At 70.7% G+C, this 18,492-nt stretch carries 14 protein-coding genes and 2 pseudogenes; 3 read left to right on the top strand and 13 right to left on the bottom strand.

The window, feature by feature from the left end; all coding sequences use genetic code 11:
• Positions 1-10: 10 nt before the first annotated feature.
• From ACOOE8_RS04215 to ACOOE8_RS04160, 12 genes and pseudogenes are all read right to left on the bottom strand, one after another.
• Positions 11-3,514 (bottom strand): chemotaxis protein CheB, encoded by a 3,504-nt coding sequence (locus ACOOE8_RS04215; protein ID WP_420393609.1) that lies wholly within the window; start codon positions 3,512-3,514, stop codon positions 11-13.
• A 79-nt stretch (positions 3,515-3,593) separates the two neighbouring features.
• The gene (locus tag ACOOE8_RS04210; protein ID WP_420393608.1) at positions 3,594-3,956 is read right to left on the bottom strand and encodes a response regulator; all 363 of its coding nucleotides are present in this window, start codon (positions 3,954-3,956) and stop codon (positions 3,594-3,596) included.
• A gap of 22 nt (positions 3,957-3,978) precedes the next feature.
• A complete protein-coding gene (locus tag ACOOE8_RS04205) occupies positions 3,979-5,469 on the bottom strand; it encodes a sensor histidine kinase (protein WP_420393607.1) in 1,491 nt (496 codons plus the stop codon).
• A gap of 129 nt (positions 5,470-5,598) precedes the next feature.
• Positions 5,599-6,382 (bottom strand): annotated as a pseudogene (locus tag ACOOE8_RS04200) (IS5 family transposase).
• A gap of 200 nt (positions 6,383-6,582) precedes the next feature.
• Positions 6,583-6,717, bottom strand: a complete 135-nt coding sequence (locus tag ACOOE8_RS04195) for a hypothetical protein (protein ID WP_420393606.1) — start codon at positions 6,715-6,717, stop codon at positions 6,583-6,585.
• The gene (locus tag ACOOE8_RS04190) at positions 6,714-7,316 is read right to left on the bottom strand and encodes a hypothetical protein (protein ID WP_420393605.1); all 603 of its coding nucleotides are present in this window, start codon (positions 7,314-7,316) and stop codon (positions 6,714-6,716) included. The genes ACOOE8_RS04195 and ACOOE8_RS04190 overlap by 4 nt, the downstream gene beginning before the upstream one ends.
• A gap of 156 nt (positions 7,317-7,472) precedes the next feature.
• Complete coding sequence (locus tag ACOOE8_RS04185) at positions 7,473-8,114, bottom strand: vWA domain-containing protein (RefSeq protein WP_420393604.1); 642 nt, start codon at positions 8,112-8,114, stop codon at positions 7,473-7,475.
• A 281-nt stretch (positions 8,115-8,395) separates the two neighbouring features.
• Positions 8,396-9,061, bottom strand: a pseudogene (locus tag ACOOE8_RS04180) (M64 family metallopeptidase); the annotation flags it as partial.
• Between the two features lie 189 nt (positions 9,062-9,250).
• Positions 9,251-9,436, bottom strand: coding sequence for a hypothetical protein (locus ACOOE8_RS04175; RefSeq protein WP_420393603.1), 186 nt, complete (start codon positions 9,434-9,436; stop codon positions 9,251-9,253).
• A 33-nt stretch (positions 9,437-9,469) separates the two neighbouring features.
• Positions 9,470-9,634, bottom strand: a complete 165-nt coding sequence (locus ACOOE8_RS04170; protein ID WP_420393602.1) for a hypothetical protein — start codon at positions 9,632-9,634, stop codon at positions 9,470-9,472.
• 120 nt (positions 9,635-9,754) lie between these two features.
• Positions 9,755-12,634 carry a DNA translocase FtsK gene (locus tag ACOOE8_RS04165; protein WP_420393601.1) on the bottom strand — a complete coding sequence of 960 codons (2,880 nt, stop codon included), beginning with the start codon at positions 12,632-12,634 and terminating at the stop codon, positions 9,755-9,757.
• A gap of 147 nt (positions 12,635-12,781) precedes the next feature.
• Positions 12,782-13,972 (bottom strand): aminotransferase class I/II-fold pyridoxal phosphate-dependent enzyme, encoded by a 1,191-nt coding sequence (locus ACOOE8_RS04160; RefSeq protein ID WP_420393600.1) that lies wholly within the window; start codon positions 13,970-13,972, stop codon positions 12,782-12,784.
• Positions 13,973-14,215: 243 nt separating this feature from the next.
• On the opposite strand from ACOOE8_RS04160, the gene ACOOE8_RS04155 reads away from it, so the two are divergent.
• Complete coding sequence (locus ACOOE8_RS04155) at positions 14,216-14,857, top strand: LysE family translocator (RefSeq protein ID WP_420393599.1); 642 nt, start codon at positions 14,216-14,218, stop codon at positions 14,855-14,857.
• Positions 14,858-14,866: 9 nt separating this feature from the next.
• Here the strand turns inward: ACOOE8_RS04155 and htpG are convergent, their stop codons facing one another.
• Positions 14,867-16,810, bottom strand: coding sequence for a molecular chaperone HtpG (gene htpG / locus ACOOE8_RS04150; protein ID WP_420393598.1), 1,944 nt, complete (start codon positions 16,808-16,810; stop codon positions 14,867-14,869).
• A gap of 250 nt (positions 16,811-17,060) precedes the next feature.
• On the opposite strand from htpG, the gene ACOOE8_RS04145 reads away from it, so the two are divergent.
• Together ACOOE8_RS04145 and ACOOE8_RS04140 are read left to right on the top strand one after the other, a co-directional pair.
• Entirely contained in the window at positions 17,061-17,363 is a 303-nt protein-coding gene (locus ACOOE8_RS04145) for a DUF2794 domain-containing protein (protein ID WP_420393597.1), read from the top strand.
• 29 nt (positions 17,364-17,392) lie between these two features.
• Positions 17,393-18,487: an endonuclease/exonuclease/phosphatase family protein gene (locus ACOOE8_RS04140; protein ID WP_420393596.1), complete on the top strand. Its 1,095-nt coding sequence runs from the start codon at positions 17,393-17,395 to the stop codon at positions 18,485-18,487.
• Positions 18,488-18,492: the final 5 nt, after the last annotated feature.

The following is an 18,492-nucleotide window of genomic DNA, read 5'->3' as shown; positions in this document are numbered from 1 at the left end:
TTGATTAAGCTCAGCCTCGATGGATCATGCCGTCGACGGGGAAGGACATCTCACACGTCAGCCCGAGCGTAGTGTAATCAACGGTGACCTCGCCGCTGAGTTCCCGCGCGATGCCGCGCTTCAGCATGCGCATGCCGAACCCTTCATGCTGCGGCTCGGGGGCCGGGGGGCCGCCGCGCTCGAGCCAGCTGAGGTGGAACTGCTCTCGACCGTCCTGCGGCTCGATCCGCCAGGTGAGCGAGATGCGCCCCTCCGGCACCGACAATGCGCCGTGCTTCAGGGCGTTGGTGCCGAGCTCGTGGAGCGCCATGGCGAACGAGATCGTGGCGTTCGGCGACAGCTCGACGGGGGGACCGTCGACCTCGATGCGACCGTCTCCGTCGGGCGTGAAGGTGTCGAGGGCAGCGCTGGCAAGCTGCTGCAGATCGGCGCCGCGCCAGTGCTTCTCGGTGAGCAGACCATGGGCCCGCGCCAGCGCCTGCATGCGGCGCTCGAACGCGTCCACGAAGAGGGCGGGGTCGCTCGTCGTGCGCTGGGTCTGGCGGGCGATGGACTGGACCACCGCAAGCACGTTCTTGACGCGGTGGTTCAGCTCGCCGACGAGGAGATCGAGCTCCGCCTGGCGGCGCGCCCGCTGCGTGACGTCGCGCACCAGCCCGGACCCGCGCACCGCGCGCCCCTCCGGCCCGCGCTTGTAGGAGCCGGTGGCGTGAACGGTACGCTTCTCCCCGTCGCGGTGACAGACGCGGTACTCGATCTCGAACGGCTCAGGGACGTCGCCGCGGATTTGCGCTGCGACCTTCTCGCGGTCGTCCGCGTGCACCCGCGCGAGCCAGGCCTCTGCGGTCGTCTCATCCGCCTCGAGGCCGAGCATCTCGCGGCTTCGCGCGTCCCAGTGCACCTCGTCCCCGGCGACCGTCCAGGTGCCCCAGCCGAGGCGTGAGGAGGTGGTCGCCATCGCGAGGAGCTCGCTCGTGTCACGCAGCCGCTCCTCGGCGTTGCGCCGGGCAGTGATGTCGACGAAGCTGACGACGACGCCCTCGATGCGGTCGTCCATGGTGCGGTAGGGGCGCAGCCGCATCATGAGCCAGCGGCCGTCCCGGGTGGCGACCTCGCTCTCCACGGGGACGAGGTCACGCAGCACACGCTTCGCCTCCTCGTCCACGCCGTCGTAGGTGAGCTTGTGCGTGAAGTCGGAGATCGGGCGGCCGATGTCGGAGTCGCTCACGCTGAACAGCTGCTCCACCGCCGGCGTCAGCATCTTGATGCGCATGGCAGGATCGAGGAACAGCGTGCCGATCTCGGTGGCGTTGATGAGGTTCTGCAGGTCGCTGTGCGCTGAGGCGATGCTGTCGAGCTTGGTCTTCAGCTCGCCGTTGACGGTCTGCAACTCCTCGTTGATCGACTGCAGCTCCTCCTTGGAGGTCTCGAGCTCCTCGGAGGTGGAGCGGTACTCCTCGTTGATCGACTGGAGCTCCTCGTTGGCGACGCGCAGCTCCTGCATCGCGCCCTCGTGCTCCTGCTGGCTTGCGCTCAGCCGCTCCTGGGTCGCGACCAGCGACTCGCGCAGGCGCCTGACGTCATCGGCAACCCCGTGCGCCCCCTCGTCCTCGGCGTCGTCGTCGTCGACGACGGGACCACCCTCGATGAAGAGGACGAGGGCTTGGCGGACCGTCTTGGGACCGTCCGACGTTGGCAGGACGTGCATGGCGACGCTGCGCCGTGTGCCGTCGAAGGCGACCGGGAGCGGCAGCGTCAGGGTCGGTTCGCCCAGCGTCATGGCGCGCTGCAACGCGCTGCGCAGCTCGGAACGCAGTTCCGGACGCACGAGGAGCGGAAGCTCGCGGCGCAGCGGCCCCTCGGGCGGGACGATGAAGCGTCCGGCGTTCTTCGACAGGTTGACGATCGCATGCTCCTCGTCGACGAGGACGCTCGGCGGTGCGAGCGCCTCCAGCGCGCCGACGTGCGCGGCGTGCGGCGTCGGTGTCGGCCCCGCCTTACCCGCGGCACGGGGCATCGATTCCGGGAGGTGCGGCCGGTGCTCGCGCGGCAACTGGGTCAGGAGCTCGCCCCTGCCGAACGACTTCGGCTTGGCGACGTAGAGGCGCGCGTCACGGTCGCGGGCGGCGAAGAGGTCGGGCCGCGGGTCGACGCTCTCCGCCGAGCCGAGGAACACGCTGCCTCCGGGCAGCAACGCGTAGTGGAACAACGTCAGCATCTGGCGCTGCAGCTCGCGCTCCAGGTAGATCAGCAGGTTGCGGCAGGTGATGAGGTGGAGCCGCATGAACGGCGGGTCCTTGAGCGCGCTGTGATGCGCGAACAGGACGATGTCGCGGACCTCCTTGCGGATGCGGTAGTGGTTGCCGTCCTCGATGAAGTGGCGGCGGAGCCGGTCCTCCGACACGTCGGCCTCGATGGCGCGCGGGTAGCGGCCCTCGCGCGCGGTGGCGAGGGCGCCCTCGTCGAGGTCGGTGGCGAAGATCTGGATCGGCGGGTTGATCCGGCGCCGCTCGCACGCCTCGATGAGGAGCATGGCGAGGCTGTAGACCTCCTCGCCCGTGGCACAGCCCACGCTCCAGATCCTCACCGTCTCCTCGGGGTCGAGGTCGTCGAGGATCGGGCCGATGGTGAGCTCGCCGAGCGCCTCGAACGCGGCGGGGTCGCGGAAGAACGAGGTGACGGAGATGAGGAGGTCGCTGAACAGCTCCTTGGCCTCCTCCGCGTTCTCGCGCATGTACTGCGCGTAGGCGGCGAGGCTCATCTGCCGGTTCACCTGCATGCGGCGCATCACGCGGCGCATGACGGTCGCACGCTTGTAGTGCTGGAAGTCGTGCCCGGTGCGCGCCCGGAGGAAGCCGATGATCGACCTGAGGTCGTCGGCGGCCTCCTCGTCGCCCAGCCTGACGAGCGCCGCCTTGGAGCGCGCGACCTCGGCGATGCGCGGGGCGAGCTCGCGCACCGGCGCGATGAAGTCGGCGACGCCGGTGGCGATGGCGCTGCGCGGCATCGTCGCGTACTCGGCGTCGGCCGGGTCCTGGACGAAGATGACGCCGCCGTTCTCCTTGACCTTGCGGACCCCGACCGAGCCGTCCGAGCCGGCGCCGCTCAGCACCACCGCGAGCCCGTCCCCGCGCCCCGCCGCGATGGAGCGGAAGAACATGTCGATGGGGGCGCGCTGCCCGCGTGGCTCGGAGAACGGCCGCGAGTGGATGTCGTTGTTGCGGATGACGAGCTCCCGGTCAGGAGCGATCACGTACACCGTGTTCGGCTGCAGCTGGGGCGTGTCGGCGACCTGGTACACCGGCATCTTGGTGCGACCGGCCAGGATCTCGGACAGGAGGCTCGGATGATCTGGCGCGAGGTGGATGATGACGACGTAGGCGAGGCCCAGGTCGTCGTCGATCGCCCCGAAGAAGTCCTGCAGCGCGAGGACCCCTCCGGCCGACGCGCCGATCGCGCAGATCGGCGTCAGCGCCTCGCGCTCGCGCTGCCCTCCATCATCCGATCCTGGCATTCGATCCTTCCCTGAAGCGTTCCCAAGCTCTGCCTTACTTTTGCACGCCTTGAAAGGAGGGGGAGGGGAGAGCGACGATTTACGGCTCCGGGCGCCGCGGGACGCCGCCGAGCGCCTGCTGCAACATCGCCGGTTGGAACGGCTTCGACAGCACCGCCACTGGTGCCAACGGCTCGAGGCTGCGCGCCGTCGCCGGATCGACGTTGCCGCTGAGGAAGATGCAGCGCGTCCCGTCGCGCTCGTGAAGGCGTCGTGCGGCGTCGATGCCACTGGTGCCCCGGGCGAGGCGCAGGTCCATGAGGACGACGTCGGGCCGCGTGCGCAGGACCACGGCGACCGCCTCGTCCGCGCAGGTCGCCGTGGCGACGACGTGGTGTCCACCGGCCGCCACCTGCATCTCGATGTCCATCGCGATGAGGAGGTCGTCCTCCACGACGACCACACGCAACGCTCGCGCCGGGGCGTCAGAGGGGGAAGACGAAGCGCGTGCGATGGCCATTTCCTGCCCGATCGTCATCGCCCTCCATCGTGGCGGCGACCTGTCGGCTCAAAGTCGTGACCAACCCTCGTCCAAGTCCGGACGACGGGACGGGGTTCCCCTCGGGGCTGATCCCCGTGCCGTCGCCGTCGTCCTCCACCGTGAGGATGCCGGTCCCGTCACTGCGGTCTAGCGTGACACGCACCGTGCCGCCGGCGGTCCCGAACGCGTGCTTGAAGGCGTTCGTAACGAGCTCGTTGACGATGAGGGCGAGCACGATCGCCTTGTCGGTGGCAACGCGCACGGGTGCGGCCTCGACGACGACCTCCACCCCCCGCTCGTCGCCCCCGGCGGAGAAGGCAAGCTGTCGGCAGAAGTCGAGTAAGAAGTCCTTGAGCTCCACGGTGCGCACGTCGTCCGTGTGGTAGAGCCGGGCGTGCACCGCGGCGATCGCCTGGATGCGCGCCGCGGCAGCCTCGAGACGGACCTCAGCCCCAGTCCCCCGCGCTCCGCTGGCTTCGAGGCGCAGCACGGAGGTCACGAGCTGCAGGGAGTTCTTCACGCGGTGGTTGACCTCGGCGAGCAGCGCGTCGCGCGCGTCGACGGCACGGCGCAGCTCGGCCTCCGTCTCGTGGATCGACGTCACGTCGAGGATCACGCCGACAAATCGTGGCGACAGGCTCACAGGATCGGTGATGCGCTCGGCCTGCGCGAGCACCCAGCGGACCTCACCCGGCTTTGGGATGACGCGGTAGCGCAGACGCAGCACGTCCTGTGTCGGGTCGGCGAACACGGCATCGAGGTCGCGCTGAACGCCCTGTCGATCCTCCGGGTGGATGCGGTCGAAGAACGGGGCCACCTCCTCGGCGACCTCGCCCGGCGTGAACCCGAACAGCGCGTCGACGTCGGACGAGCGCACGAAGTGGTTGCTCGACGGGTCGTACTCGAAGAAGTTGAGGTCGGCCCCAGACGTCGCCGCCCGCTGCTTCGCCGCCATGAGACGGCCTTGGAGGACCTCCGCGGTGACGTCCCGCGCGTTCTGCAGGATGGCGACGATCTCGCCGCCGCGTCGGATCGGCGCGTGGGTGATGCGCCAGTGATGCGCCTCGAACCCACCGTCCTCGCCGACGAGGTCGTGCGCCTGGGAGGGGATCTCGTCCACCTCGCCCGTCGCCACGACCCTTGCGAACGAATCGCGCAGAACGCTCTCTGTATTCTCGTCGTGGTCGGGGTTCGCCGGGAACGCGTCGAGCACGTACTTGCCAAGGATGGCCTGCGGCGAGGACCGCGTCATCTTGTAGTAGGCAGGGTTGGCAGCGAGGAGTGTGAGGTCGAGCGCGAACACCACCTGCGGCGTGAGCTGAGCGTCGAGGAGCTCTTGGACGCCCAGCGGCACGGCGTGCACGTCCGCTGGAAGGCTCGGTGCGTCGGGCGCGTCCGAGCGATCGCTCGGAAGGTGGACTTGGTGGTTCGACATCCCGTTGCACCTGCGGCGAGGCGAGGGACGATCGGATAGCACACTGGAGATCCTGGGTCTCTTCAGACCCAGATAAGATGCTCTAGCTCCTTGGATTAAGAGCGGTCTTCTTGGGGTACGTGGTTCCGCCTAACGCCAAACCGCTCTAGGCTCCGGACTCACACAGCACCACCATCCGATCACGATGGCGAGGGCGATAGCCGAAGCGTATGTTGCGGAGAGGCGGTCGTAGCGGGTCGCGACGCGGCGCCAGTCCTTGACGTTCGAGACGGCGCGCTCAACGAGGTTGCGACGGCGGTGGAGGCCCGCGTCGAAGGCTGCAGCCGCTTGCGGGTCGGGTTGTTCGGGATCACGGGCAAGGTGCCGCGGTCGACGAGGAACTGGCGCAGGCCGTCGGAATGGTGGGCCGTGTCGGCGAGGCACATTCGTCCGGCGGGCACGGCAGCGAGGAGCGGCAGCGCAGCTCGAACATCGCCGAGCTGGCCAAGCGTGATCGCGAACGCGATCGGCCGGCCCCGGCCGTCGGTCACCAGGTGGATCTTGGCGCTGCGACCGCCGCGCGAGCGGCCGATATCCTGGCGATCCGCCCCCCTTTTCCGCCGGCCGAGGAGCGATGCGCCTTGGCGGTCGTCGAATCGATGCAGTGGGCATCGTCGGGGCTGACCTCGCGCAGCGCCTCGAACAGCCCCTGCCAGAAGCGGCGCTGCGACCAGCGGTGCCAGCGGTTGTAAATCGTCTTCGGCGGGCCGTAGACGGCGGGCACGTCGCGCCACCGGCAGCCGCTCTTGAGCACATGGATGATCCCGGAGATGACGCGCCGGTCGTCGACCCGCCGCGCCCCGGGCTGGTTCTTCGGCAGGTGCGGCTCGATGACCGCCCACTGCCTGTCGCTCAGCCAGAACTCGTCCGCCATCGCCACCCCTCCGCTTCCACAGCCCGGACAGGATGATCGATGAGGGTAAGGAATTGGTTAGGGCCGGAGCCTAGCGCTGGCCCGGGCACCGGTGCCCTATGGGGCGCCGGCGTCCGTCAAGGTCGTCGAGGGTTGTGGCGAGGTGCGCATGCTTTAGGCCGGCTCCGCCCGCTTGGCGCGGACGTCGCTCCGGCACCGAGCTACGTCCGCTCCTCGCAGGCCACCTTCAGGCACTCCCTTAGCGCGTCGGGTTCGATGCCCCACTCCTCTGCTCGCTCGAAGAAGCGGTCGTTGACCCCGCCCTTGCCGAGGAGACAGCACAGCAGCCCGGTCAAGGGATCGCCGCCGCCCGTCGTGCCGGGCCGGTCAGGTCCGGTGTCGTCGCGCGGCCGGTCGCCGCCCTGCCACACCGAGGCGGTGCGCAGCGCCTCGCGGGTGAACGGTCGCCCGCGCGAGGTCTCGCCGCCCGCCCGCACGCGCCAGGAGTACAGCCCCGGCGTGTCGGCCGGCAGTGTGGCGAGGTGGCGTCCCTCGCCGAGGGCAGCGAGCGGACGGTGACGACCGCGCCGCTCGGCGTCGTGACGTCGGCTGCGATGGTGGACGCGCCGCGGAACGGACCACCGTACTCGGTGATGACGGTCTCGAGCCTCATCGTCGCGCCCGGCTCGAAGCTCGACCGGGTGAGGGTGGTGCGCATGGTGAGGTTGGAGACGGTCTGCACGAGCGCCGAGTAGTCCACCCCGCGCTCGCGCGGCCGCTCGACACGCGACATCCCGTGCGATGGGCGCACACCCTGCACGAGGCGGCCGTCGAGCTGCGAGGGCAGGGAGCGCAGGGGGCGCACGACCTCCTTCTCGTCGAGCTTCAGGACGAGGTGCCAGCGGCCCTCGCGGTGGGGCGTGCCGTCGAGAACGACGGGGAGCGAGGCTTGCATCGTGCGGCTCGCGTCCGACACGGGTCTCGGTGAGGCCCGGATCGCTCGCCACCTGTGCGGCCGCAATGCGTGCGCCGGACGGCGTCTCGAGCGTCAGCCGCACGGCGCTCGGGAAGGTCGCGAGGACGATCGCCGTGATCTCGATGTCGCTGTCGATCACGTCGAAGGGGATGCGCGCCTCCATCCCCGGCGAGAGCCGGCCTTCAGGGTCGAGGATGATGTCCTGGTTGCTGACGCCGGCAAGGATCTGCAGGTAGTACTTCTCGAGCAGGACTGGTCGTCCGAGGTCAGGAGGCCGGTCATCAGCATGTAGCCGCCGGGGGCGCCGGCAAGGGTGGTCAGCGTTCCCGGGTCGATCTGCTCGGCGGTGCCGAGGCCAATGGCGAACACGGCGCTGTCGATGACGCCGTCGGCGACCTCCGCCACCGACTTCGCAGCCGTGTCCTTGCCGTCGGTGAGCACGATCATCGCGCGGTTGTCGAAGCCGGTGGCGGCCTCGAGCCGCAGCTTGGCGCGCTCGATGCCGTCGCCGGTCGCAGTGAAGCCGGAAGCGTTCGGCGCGTAGCCCGTGATGGCGCCGCGCAGCGTCGCCCGGCCAGCGCCCGTCGCGCGGTCGCCGAGGAGCGTGATGGCGAGGAAGTCCTGGGCGTCCTCGTCGTAGGTCGTCGCGCCGATCGCCATCTCGGGCGGGGCGACGTCGGCCAGCACGGTCGCCGACTTGCGCAGCACCTCGGCCTTGGTGCGGCCCTCGGACTTGACGTCGAGCATGCTGCCCGAGCGGTCGAGGACGAGCTGCACCGCGGTCGTCTCGCGCGCACGCAGTTGCCCTGCAGCATGACGACGTCCGTCTGGCCGGTCTCCACGACGTCGATGCTCACGCTGTCCGCGTGGCTGCTGCCCGCTGACCTGTAGGTGATGGCCCGGACCGCTGACAGCCCCTCGGGGATGTCGTCGAACGCCAGCGATGGCGTATCGAGGGTAATCGCGCCGGTGGTGGACGGCGCTGCGTAGGCGGACATGATGCGCCGGACCTCGCCCTCGCAGACCGGGCAGAACGTCGGGTGGTCGGCGACGCGCATGCGGCACAGGTGGCGCGGGCGGTAGACCCCGCAGCGGTGGTAGCCCGAGCCCTCGAAGGTGCCGACGATGGCTGCAGCGACCGGGCTCGCCCCATTGTTCGGTAGCGTGCAGTCGGGGTTCGGCATCGTCGGGGTCGCGGCGCCAGCGGTGACGAGCGCGTTCCACTTCACCATCGCGGGATCGGCCTGCGCGGTGGAGTTCACCTGGACCGGCTCGCCGCCGGCCCAGGTGTCGTCGATGCCCTCATCCACCGCGCCGTAGTCGTACTCGTCGGCGAGGCCGTAGATGGAGTGCCCCATCTCGTGGATGACGACGTCCATCCAGTCGAAGCTCGACGTGCTCTGCCAGGCGACGGTGCCTGCAGCGCCGCCGCGTTCGGGGTCGTTCACGAAGACGAGGATCGTCCCATATTCGGGCAGGCGCGCCGCGGCCGTGGTCACCACAAGGTTGTTGTCGCCGGAGATCGAGTGCCGGTCGGCCCCGCTGCCGCAGAACGTCGCGTCGAAGTAGGTGGCCTTGCTGACGGGCATCGGCGGTGGATCGGCGTCGTCGCTGTTCGGCTTGTCCGCCCCGCTTTCCGTGGACGTCACGTCGAGGCGGTAGATGTTGAAGCCGCACGCGACGGCCGCCTCGTCGAAGGGCGCTACCGTGAAGAGGTGCGCCACGAAGTCCGCCGCGTGCTGCTGGAAGGTGGGCGAGCTCGCTCGCGCGGTACCCTTCGGCGACGATGACGACGTTGAGCCGATCGGCCGGCGAGCCGCCGTCGTGCACCTTGGTGATGCGGATCACACTGCCGTCAGACGTTCCCATGTTGATAAATTCCTTGATGAAAAGTGCTGATCCACCGCGAGCGGTCAGAAGTCGTCGGTCTGGAACAGGACGCGGGGCGGTCTCCCGGCCCCCTCCGACGTGCGCTGCAGGATGCGCAGGCTCGTGGCGCCCTCGATGAGGGGCACCACGACCATCGTGCGCTGCCCCCATGCTGCCGCGGGGACCAGGGTGTGGCTCGGGCTGCCGAGCCCGCTCGGCACCTCCGCCATCCCCATCGCCGTCCGCGGGTCGAGGATGCGCGCCTAGAGCGGGTCGCCGTCGCGGCCTGCGAGCTCCACCCACACGCCGACCCCGTTCTGGAAGACCTCGGGGCGGGACGGGGGCGGGGCGCGCATCTCCACCCCCTCGCTGTCGCGCAGCGAGACCGCCTCGCCCTCGACCTCGAACGTCAACCTTATCGCCGTCATGTCGACCTCCAACGCTCGTGTGTTGAAGGTCGAACCCTAAGCTGGCCGGTCGCGGCCCCGCGCGAATAGGTCGTAACTGCGCGTTGACGGGCGCTAGCGCGGCCCGTCAGCGGCGCCTGTTCAGGCGGCCTCCTCCTCGCCGGGCACGAGGATGTCGCGCTTGCCGGCGTGGTTCGCGGGGGAGACCACGCCCTCCCTCTCCATGCGCTCGATGAGCGTCGCGGCACGGTTGTAGCCGATGGCGAGGCGTCGCTGGACGTAGGAGGTGGACGCCTTGCGGTCGCGCAGCACGAGCGCCACCGCGCGGTCGTAGAGGTCGTCCGACTCGGCCAGCGCGTCGAGGCCGGGCGCCTCGCCCGCCGGCTCGTCGTCCTCGTCGTCCTCCAGGACGGCGGTGAGGTACTCCGGCGCGCCCTGGCGCTTCAGGTGGGCGACGACGTCCTCGACCTCCTCATCGGACACGAACGGACCATGGACGCGCTGGATGCGCCCGCCGCCCGCCATGAAGAGCATGTCGCCCATGCCGAGGAGCTGCTCGGCGCCCATCTCGCCGAGGATGGTCCGCGAATCGATCTTCGACGTGACCTGGAAGGAGATGCGCGTCGGGAAGTTCGCCTTGATGGTGCCGGTGATGACGTCCACCGACGGGCGCTGCGTCGCCATGATGAGGTGGATGCCTGCGGCGCGCGCCATCTGTGCGAGGCGCTGGATCGCGCCCTCGATGTCCTTACCCGCCACCATCATGAGGTCGGCCATCTCGTCGACGATGACGACGATGAAGGGCATCGCTTCGAGCTCGAGATGCTCCTCCTCGAAGATCGCCTGGCCCGTTCCGCGGTCGAAGCCCGTCTGCACGATGCGCGTGAGCGGCTCGCCGGAGCGCTCCGCCTCGCGCAGGCGCTGGTTGTAGCCCTCGATGTTCCTGACGCCGAGCTTGGCCATCTTGCGGTAGCGGTCCTCCATCTCGCGCACCGCCCAGCGCAGCGAGGTGACCGCCTTCTTGGCGTCCGTCACCACGGGGGTGAGGAGGTGCGGGATGCCGTCGTACACCGACAGCTCGAGCATCTTGGGGTCGATGAGGATGATGCGGCACGCCTCGGGCCGGTGGTGGTAGAGCAGGGACAGGATCATGGTGTTGATCGACACCGACTTGCCCGAGCCGGTGGTGCCGGCGACGAGGAGGTGCGGCATCCGCGCGAGGTCCGCGATCACCGCCTCGCCGCCGATGGTCTTGCCGAGGCACATGGGCAGCTTCTGCTTGGTGCGCTCGAAGTCCTCCGAGGCGAGGAGCTCGCGCAGGAAGACGGTGACGCGGCGCGGGTTCGGCAGCTCGATGCCGATGGCGTTCTTGCCGGGGATGACGGCGACGCGGGCGGAGATCGCGCTCATGGACCGCGCGATGTCGTCGGCGAGGCCGATGACGCGGGACGACTTGATGCCCGGCGCCGGCTCCAGCTCGTAGAGCGTGACGACGGGACCGGGTCGTACGTTGATGATCTGTCCCTTGACGCCGAAGTCGTCGAGCACGCCCTCAAGGACGCGGGCGTTGGCCTCGAGCGCGTCCTCGGTCAGCTCCCGGTCGGCGCGGTCGGCCGGCGGTGAGGTGAGGAGCGAGAGCGGCGGGAACTCGTACTCGCCGCGCGGCAGGAGGCTCGGCTGCGCCTCCTGCGCGACGCGCCGGCCGGGCTTCATGGCGCCGGCGGCGGGGATGACCCGCGGCGCCGGCTCGTCAGCCCGGCCGTGCGGCGGCTCGTCGTCCGCCAGATCCTCCTCGTCGAACTCATCGTCCTCGAACTCGTCGCCGTGCGCATCCTCGTCGAGGCGCTCGTCGTCCTCGACGCCGGACGCGGCGGCGAACCGGTGATCCTCCTCGTACGCCTCGTGGTCGATGGCGTCCTCGTCGGCGGCGTCCGCGTCGCGCAGCGCGTCCTCGTCCCAGGTCTCGTCCCCGTCCCACCCGTCGTCCTCGTCCCTTGGAGCGACGAGGTCGACCTCGCTACGGCGCACGCGGGCGGCCGGGCCGCGCAGCGGCGTCTTGAACGTCAGGCTTCCGCGCTCCGGCTCATCCTCCGGCGCGACGGCGACGCGGACGGTGCGGACCGGGCGCATCCTGCGCACCTCGTCCGCAGGCTGCGGTGCGCGGGGGCTGGGGGATCGCCCCTCACCCCGCGGGCGGTAGATGTCGACGTCGGCCTCCACCTCCGGCGTGCCGGCGAGCGCGGCCTTGAGCGATGGTGGCTCACGGTGCGTGCGCATCGCGCCGGCGCCGGCCGTCCAGGACCGCATCCGTGCCCGCAACAGCATGGCGCGGTGGACGAGTGCCCCGTGGATCTCGGCGAAGCGCGAGGCCTCGGTCTCGAACGTGTCGGTGCCGTCGAGGCCGTACTCGTCCGCGACCTCCCTGCGGTAGAACTGGAAGCCGAGGTCGGCGGGCGCCTCGCGCCGGCGTGCAGGCCTCAAAGCGATCACCAGCGCCGCGCCGGCGGCAAGGCCCAGGAGCCCGCTCACGATCCCCTGCAGCCAGCCCCAGACGATGCCGAGCCCGCCGACGATGACGGCGTCCCACACGCTGCCGACGACCCCGCCGAGGCCGAGGGGCAGCGGCCACGCGTCGGTCACCGGGAAGGCGTCCACGAAGCCCGGCGCGAGGAACAGCGCCGCGAAGCCTGCGCCGATGCGGCTCGCCGTCAGCCCCACCGGACGCGCGGTGAGGAGACGCAGCCCCCACATGGGCAGCGGCAGGATGAGGAGCGGCGCGGCGAGCCCGAACAGCTGCATGACGGGATCGGCGAAGGCGGCGCCGAAGGAGCCCATGATGTTCCGCACCGGCCCATCGGTGGCGTGGGTGAGGCTGGGATCGGAGACCGTCCAGGTGGCGAGCGAAACGGCGAGCACCGCCGACAGGACGAGGAGGCCGATCCCGATCAGCACGGCGAGCGCACGCCGCGCGAAGAGGACGGATGGATCGTCGAGCACGCGCTCCAGGGTCTTCAGCCGCATGACGCTCACAGTCCGCCCCCATCGAAAGGTTGGCCATGGGGCGGCAAGGTGCGGGTGGTCGCCCGGCGCGACCCCTCGTTGGCGGCCCCGTCCGCACGATGTGTGACCGGGCAGCGTTAACGCCGGGTAACCCGACGCGCAGAAGGATCAGCCGGCGGCGGCCTCGCGCAGCGCCGGGGCGTCCATCGCCTCGCCCACGCGGGCGAGCGCCCCCCGGGTGCGCTCGGCGTCGGCCACGAGCGCGAGGCGCACCCGCCCATGACCGGGGTTGGCCGGACCCTCCCCCGAGCCGAGGTATCGGCCCGGCAGGACACGCACGCCCGCCTCGCGCCACAGCCGGACCGCGAACTCGAGGTCGTCGCTGACCGGGAGCCAGAGGAAGAAGCTCGCCGGCGGCGTGACCGGGCCGAACAGCGGCCCGAGCGCGGCTTCGGCGTCGACGAACTTGGCATCGTAGAGCCGCCGGTTCGCCGCGACGTGGGCCTCGTCGTCGAAGGCGGCCGCCGCCACCTCCTGCAGCGGCGTCGGCACCTGGGGCCCCGCCTGCTGGCGCAGGCCCTTGAGGGAGGCGGCGAGCTCGCGCTCGGCGGCGACGATCCCCGTGCGCATGCCGGCAAGGTTGGAGCGCTTGGAGAGCGAGTTGAACACGACGAGCCGGGCGAGCGCGTCGGGGCGCTCGCGGGCCGCCTGGAGCGCGCCGGCGGGCGGGCCAGCAGCCTCGCGGTAGATCTCCGAGTAGCACTCGTCGGCGAACAGGAAGAAGTCGTGCCGCTCGGCGCGGTCGAACAGGCGATGCCAGTCGGCGACCGTCGCCACGGCACCGGCCGGGTTGGAGGGCGCCCCGAAGTAGTACGCGATCGCCCGGTCGAGCGTCGCCTCGGGCACCGCCTCGAAGTCCGGGACGATCCCGTCCGCGGCCGCGATCGGCACCGGCTCGGCGCCGATGGCGTGCGCCGCGGCGGGATAGGCCTGGTAGAACGGGTTGGCGAACAGCACCGCAGGGCGGGGCTTCTCCAGGATGTCGCGAACGGTGACGAGGGAGAAGAACAGCCCGTCGCGGCTGCCGGAGGTCGGCAGCACGACGCCCGCCTCCCGGAACCAGCCCTCGAGCCCGTAGCGTCGGTCGAGCCAGTCGTGCACCGCGCGCTGGAAGCTCGCCGTCCCCTCGAAGGGTGGGTAGGCGACGAACTCCCCGGCGTGGCGGGCGAGCACCTCGGGCACGAAGTCCGGCGAGGGGTGCGTCGGGCTGCCGATGGACAGGTCGATGGGAGGCGCCCCCGGGGGAGCGTCGGCGAGCGCGCGGCGCAGGCGCTCGAAGGGGGAGTGCGCGACGAACATTCCCGACTGTCGCGCCGTTCGAGGGCGATCACAAGCGCCGAGCGGCGGAACTCGATCCCCGGCCGCGGCACGACCGGGCCGAGCCCGCTCGTGGTGAGGGGTTGATGGCGGGATCGAGAGCCGGTCCCGGGACAGCGACGCTGATGTCCCCCGTTGCAGGCGAAGGACGATCGGCCTACGCGACGGGCCCATGCGCGGCAGCGAGGCGCAGCGCGACGTGCGAGGCATGAGCGAGGATCGCCCATGGACGTCGTCCCCTCAGCCGCGACACTTGCGGCCTACACCCTCGCCGTGGCCGCGCTCGCGATCACGCCGGGGCCGGACATGGCGCTGTTCCTGGGCAAGACGCTCAGCCACTCGCGCCGCGCCGGCTTCGCCGCGCTGCTCGGCGCCCTGACGGGCACGCTCGTCCATACGATGCTCGTCGCGGTCGGGCTGTCGGCGCTGCTCGCGGCGTCGGCGACGGCGTTCCTCGTGCTGAAGGTCGTCGGCGCGGTCTACCTCTTATGGCTCGCCGTCGATGCGGTCCGCAACGGCTCCGCGTTCAACGTCGCCGCGGCGGCCCGCTCGGAGACGCTCGGAGCGGTCTACCTGAAAGGGATCGCGATCAACCTGCTCAACCCGAAGATCGTGATGTTCTTCCTGACCTTCCTGCCGCAGTTCATCTCGCCCACCGACCCCGACGCGGCGGGCAAGCTCGTGGTGCTCGGCGTGTGGTTCGCCGTCGTGGGGGCGCCGATCTGCGGCGTTATGATCCTGTTCGCCGGCGCCCTCTCGCGGCTCCTGGCACGCTCGCGCCGGGCGCGACGGGCGCTCGACTACATCTTCGCAAGCGTGCTCGCAGGCTTCGCGGTCAAGCTCATCACCGCACGGGCGACGCCCTGACCGGAGCGATCAGGCGGCATCCGCGTTGCCCGCGTCATCGCCCTCGAGCGCGATGTCGGAGTGCTCGCCGCGCTGCGGCGCCCGCACGAAGGCGGTCATCGCGGCGACGAGCTTGTCGTTGAACTCGGCCGGGTCGCTCGGCGTGTCCCCCTCGCGGATCTGCGCGGCGCCGAACAGCAGCCAGGCCGCGTCGGCGATGGTAGCCGCCGCTCCGCCCGTCGCCGCGCGCTCCGACAGCGTGCGGATGAGGGGGTGGGAGGGGTTCAGCTCGAGGACCGGCTTGGCACCGAGACCCCTCCCGTGGCGCGCGACGATGCGCTCCATCTGCCGGTCGTAGCCCTCCTCCGAGGCGACCAGGCAGGCCGGGCTCCGGGCGAGCCGCGTCGAGGTCACGACCTTCGATACACGCTCGCCGAGGGTCTGCTTCACGAGGGCCGACAGGGTCGCAATGTCGGACGCGCGCGCTTCCTGCGGAACGCTCTTGCCATCGAGGCGCGCGATGGCATCTAGGTCCGCCGACCCCTGGGTGACGGACTTGAACGGCTTGCCGTCGAAGCCGAGCGCCGAGCGCACCCAGAAGGCATCGACGGGATCGGACAGCAAGATGACCTCCACGCCGCGGGACGCAAAGCCCTCGAGGTGCGGCGAGGCGAGGAGGCGGTCGTGGTCCTCCCCGACGGCGTAGTAGATCGCGGTCTGGTTCTGGCGCATCGCGGACACGTAGTCGGCGAGCGAGCGGCCGCCGTCCGGCTGCGTCGTCGTCCTGAAGCGGGCGAGGGCGAACAGCTCGTCGCGCCGCTCCGCGTCCTCGTAGAGCCCCTCCTTGAGGACCGAGCCGAAGGCGTCCCACACCTTGGCGTAGGTACCGGCATCGTTCTCGGACAGCTTCTGCAGCTCGCCCAGCACACGCCGCGTGAGCGCAGCGCGCATCTGCGACAGCACGGGGTTGGTCTGCAGCATCTCGCGCGAGAGGTTGAGCGGCAGGTCCTGCGAGTCCACGACGCCCCGCACGAAGCGCAGGTACGGTGCGAGCAGCGGCGCGTCGTCGGCGATGAAGACGCGGCGGACGTAGAGCTTGACCCGCCCCTTCCGCTCGGCCTCGAACAGGTCGAAGGGCGCGTGGCTCGGCACGAACAGGAGCGCGGTGTACTCCTGACGCCCCTCGACGCGGGTGTGCACCGTGAGGGCGGGCGTGTCGTAGGCGCCCGCGTTGAACCGATAGAACTCGGCGTACTCGTCGTCCCTCACCTCGGACTTGGGCCGCGCCCACAGCGCAGTCCCGTCGACCAGCCGGCGCGTTTCCGTACCTCGTCGCACCAGGATGGGGACCGGAACGTGGGCCGAGTGGTGCCGGACCAGCCGCTCGACGGTGGCCTCCTCGCCGTAGGAGGCGTACTCATCCTTGAGCGTCAGCGTGACGCGCGTGCCGCGCTCGGGCGCGTCCTGCGCCGGGCCGATGGTGAACTCGCCCGAGCCGTCCGAGGTCCAGCGCCACGCCTCGTCGGTGCCCGCCGCGCGGGAGACGACGTCGACCTCGCTCGCCACCATGAAGGCGGAGTAGAAGCCGACGCCGAACTGGCCGATCAGCGCGTCGCCGCCGTCCTTCGCCGCGGCCGACCTCTCCTCGAGCGCCTTGCGGAACGCCTCGGTGCCCGAGCGCGCCATGGTGCCGAGGTTCTCGACGAGCTCCGCGCGCGTCATGCCGATGCCGTTGTCGGCGATGGTCAGCCGCTTGCCCTCGGCGTCCGGTGTGATCTCGACGGCGAGCGGTGCCTCGCCCATCAGGGAGGGCTCGGTCAGCGCCCTCTGGCGCAGCTTCTCGCACGCGTCCGCGGCGTTGGAGATGAGCTCGCGCAGGAACACGTCGGGCGAGGAGTAGACCGAATGCACCATGAGGTGCAGCAGGCGGGCGACGTCGGCTTCGAAGGCGCGGGTTTCGGTGCTGTCGGTCATCGCTCAAGCGCTTGAGGTTTGGCGGATGTGCGACAGATGCGACCGGGCCTTGCGTCGATCAAGGCGTTGAGGATTGAAAGCGCGGGCTGATCGGGTCAGGCTTGCGCGGCTAACGAACGAGGGTGCCATGTCGGAGGGCGAGGATAGTCGCGTGGTGCCGCTGCGGCCGCGCGCAGCGGCGGCCGGGGCTCACGCTGCTCCGGCTACGAACCAACTGTTGGGCCCGGTACCGGGCCGTCCGACGCCGGCAATGGTGGCCTTCCACCGCACCGAGCTGGCTCAGATCCTGAAGGTCTACGGTCGCATGGTCGCCGCCGGCGAGTGGCGCGACTACGCCCTCGACTTCGAACGGGAGCAGGCGGTATTCTCGATCTTCCGCCGCATGGGCGAGGTGCCGATGTACCGCGTCACCAAGACGCCCAAGCTCGCCCGGCGGCAAGGGGCGTACGCGGTGGTGTCGGCCCAGGGCGTCGTCCTGAAGCGCGGCCACGACCTCGACGCGGTCCTCAAGGTCTTCGAGCGCAAGCGGCACCTGTCCGTCGTCGGCGAGTGAGCGGCCGACGGCGTCTGCCGGGGGCGGCGATGCGGTCCGACCGGGTGATGGTGGCAGCGATGATCGCGGTGGGTGGGGTCGGGATGGCCGCAGCGCAGGACCTGCCCAAGGCAAGCGGCGCCATCCGTTTCGCCTCCTACAACGCGGCGCTGAGCGCGGACGCGCCGGGGGAGGTGGTCGCCCGCCTCGAGGGAGGGGGCGACGCGCAGGCGAGGGCGGTGGCCGAGGTCGTCCAGAGGGTTCGCCCCGACGTCCTTGCCCTGCAGGAGATCGACCGCGACGGGGACGGCCGCACGCTGGCGGTGTTTGTCGGTCAGTATCTCGGCACGTCGCAGTCGGGCGCGCCGCCCATCGACTACCCGCACACGGTCTTCCCGCCGTCGAACACCGGCGTGCCGCTCGGCGTCGACGTCGACGGCGACGGCCGGCTCGAGAGGCCGGACGACGCGCGCGGCTTCGGCCGCCATTCCGGCCAGTACGCGTTCGCGCTTCTGTCGCGCTTGCCGCTCGGTCCGGTGCGGACCTTCCGCACGTTCCTGTGGCGTGACGTGCCGGGGACGCGCATCCCCGCCTCGTACTACGCGCCTGCGGCGCTGGCGGTGATGCCTTTGTCGTCCAAAACGCACCTCATCGCACCGATCCAGGCCGATGGCGGGACGATCCACGTCCTCGCCGCGCATCCGACGCCGCCCGTGTTCGACGACGCGCGGGACTGGAATGGGCGGCGCAACGCCGATGAGATCCGCCTCCTCGCCGACCTTCTCGACGTGCGCACGAGCCCGTGGGCGATGGACGACGCGGGGGCGGCGGGCGGCCTGCCGGTGGGCGCCCACGCGGTGGTGATGGGCGACCTCAACGCCGACCCCCATCGCGGCGACGCGCGTCCGGGAGCCATCGCGCGGCTCCTGGACGACGGCCGCATCAACGCGGTGGCGCCGCGCGGGGCCAAGGGCACGGCCACCGCCTCGTTTGGCGGCGGGCTGCGCGTCGACTACGTGCTGCCCACCCAAGGGCTCGACGTCACCGCGTCCGGCGTCTACTGGCTGCCCGACGACGACCCCCGCGCCGCGCTCAACGACGCCTCGGACCACCACCTCGTGTGGGTCGACGTCCGCTTGCACTGACGACG

Source organism: Acuticoccus sp., from assembly GCF_965213555.1.
In the GTDB taxonomy this organism is placed as follows: Bacteria; Pseudomonadota; Alphaproteobacteria; order Rhizobiales; family Amorphaceae; genus Acuticoccus.
This window is presented reverse-complemented; position numbering and strand designations above follow the sequence as displayed.

What these genes read in the sequence shown, in the direction of transcription:
- ACOOE8_RS04165 (WP_420393601.1), bottom strand. Translation starts at nt 12,634, where the DNA reads ATGCGGCTGAAGACCCTGGAGCGCGTGCTCGACGATCCATCCGTCCTC.
- htpG (WP_420393598.1), bottom strand. Translation starts at nt 16,810, where the DNA reads ATGACCGACAGCACCGAAACCCGCGCCTTCGAAGCCGACGTCGCCCGC.
- ACOOE8_RS04155 (WP_420393599.1), top strand. Translation starts at nt 14,216, where the DNA reads ATGGACGTCGTCCCCTCAGCCGCGACACTTGCGGCCTACACCCTCGCC.
- ACOOE8_RS04190 (WP_420393605.1), bottom strand. Translation starts at nt 7,316, where the DNA reads ATGCAAGCCTCGCTCCCCGTCGTTCTCGACGGCACGCCCCACCGCGAG.
- ACOOE8_RS04160 (WP_420393600.1), bottom strand. Translation starts at nt 13,972, where the DNA reads ATGTTCGTCGCGCACTCCCCCTTCGAGCGCCTGCGCCGCGCGCTCGCC.
- ACOOE8_RS04170 (WP_420393602.1), bottom strand. Translation starts at nt 9,634, where the DNA reads ATGACGGCGATAAGGTTGACGTTCGAGGTCGAGGGCGAGGCGGTCTCG.
- ACOOE8_RS04215 (WP_420393609.1), bottom strand. Translation starts at nt 3,514, where the DNA reads ATGCCAGGATCGGATGATGGAGGGCAGCGCGAGCGCGAGGCGCTGACG.
- ACOOE8_RS04205 (WP_420393607.1), bottom strand. Translation starts at nt 5,469, where the DNA reads ATGTCGAACCACCAAGTCCACCTTCCGAGCGATCGCTCGGACGCGCCC.
- ACOOE8_RS04140 (WP_420393596.1), top strand. Translation starts at nt 17,393, where the DNA reads ATGCGGTCCGACCGGGTGATGGTGGCAGCGATGATCGCGGTGGGTGGG.
- ACOOE8_RS04175 (WP_420393603.1), bottom strand. Translation starts at nt 9,436, where the DNA reads ATGGCGGAGGTGCCGAGCGGGCTCGGCAGCCCGAGCCACACCCTGGTC.
- ACOOE8_RS04145 (WP_420393597.1), top strand. Translation starts at nt 17,061, where the DNA reads ATGGTGGCCTTCCACCGCACCGAGCTGGCTCAGATCCTGAAGGTCTAC.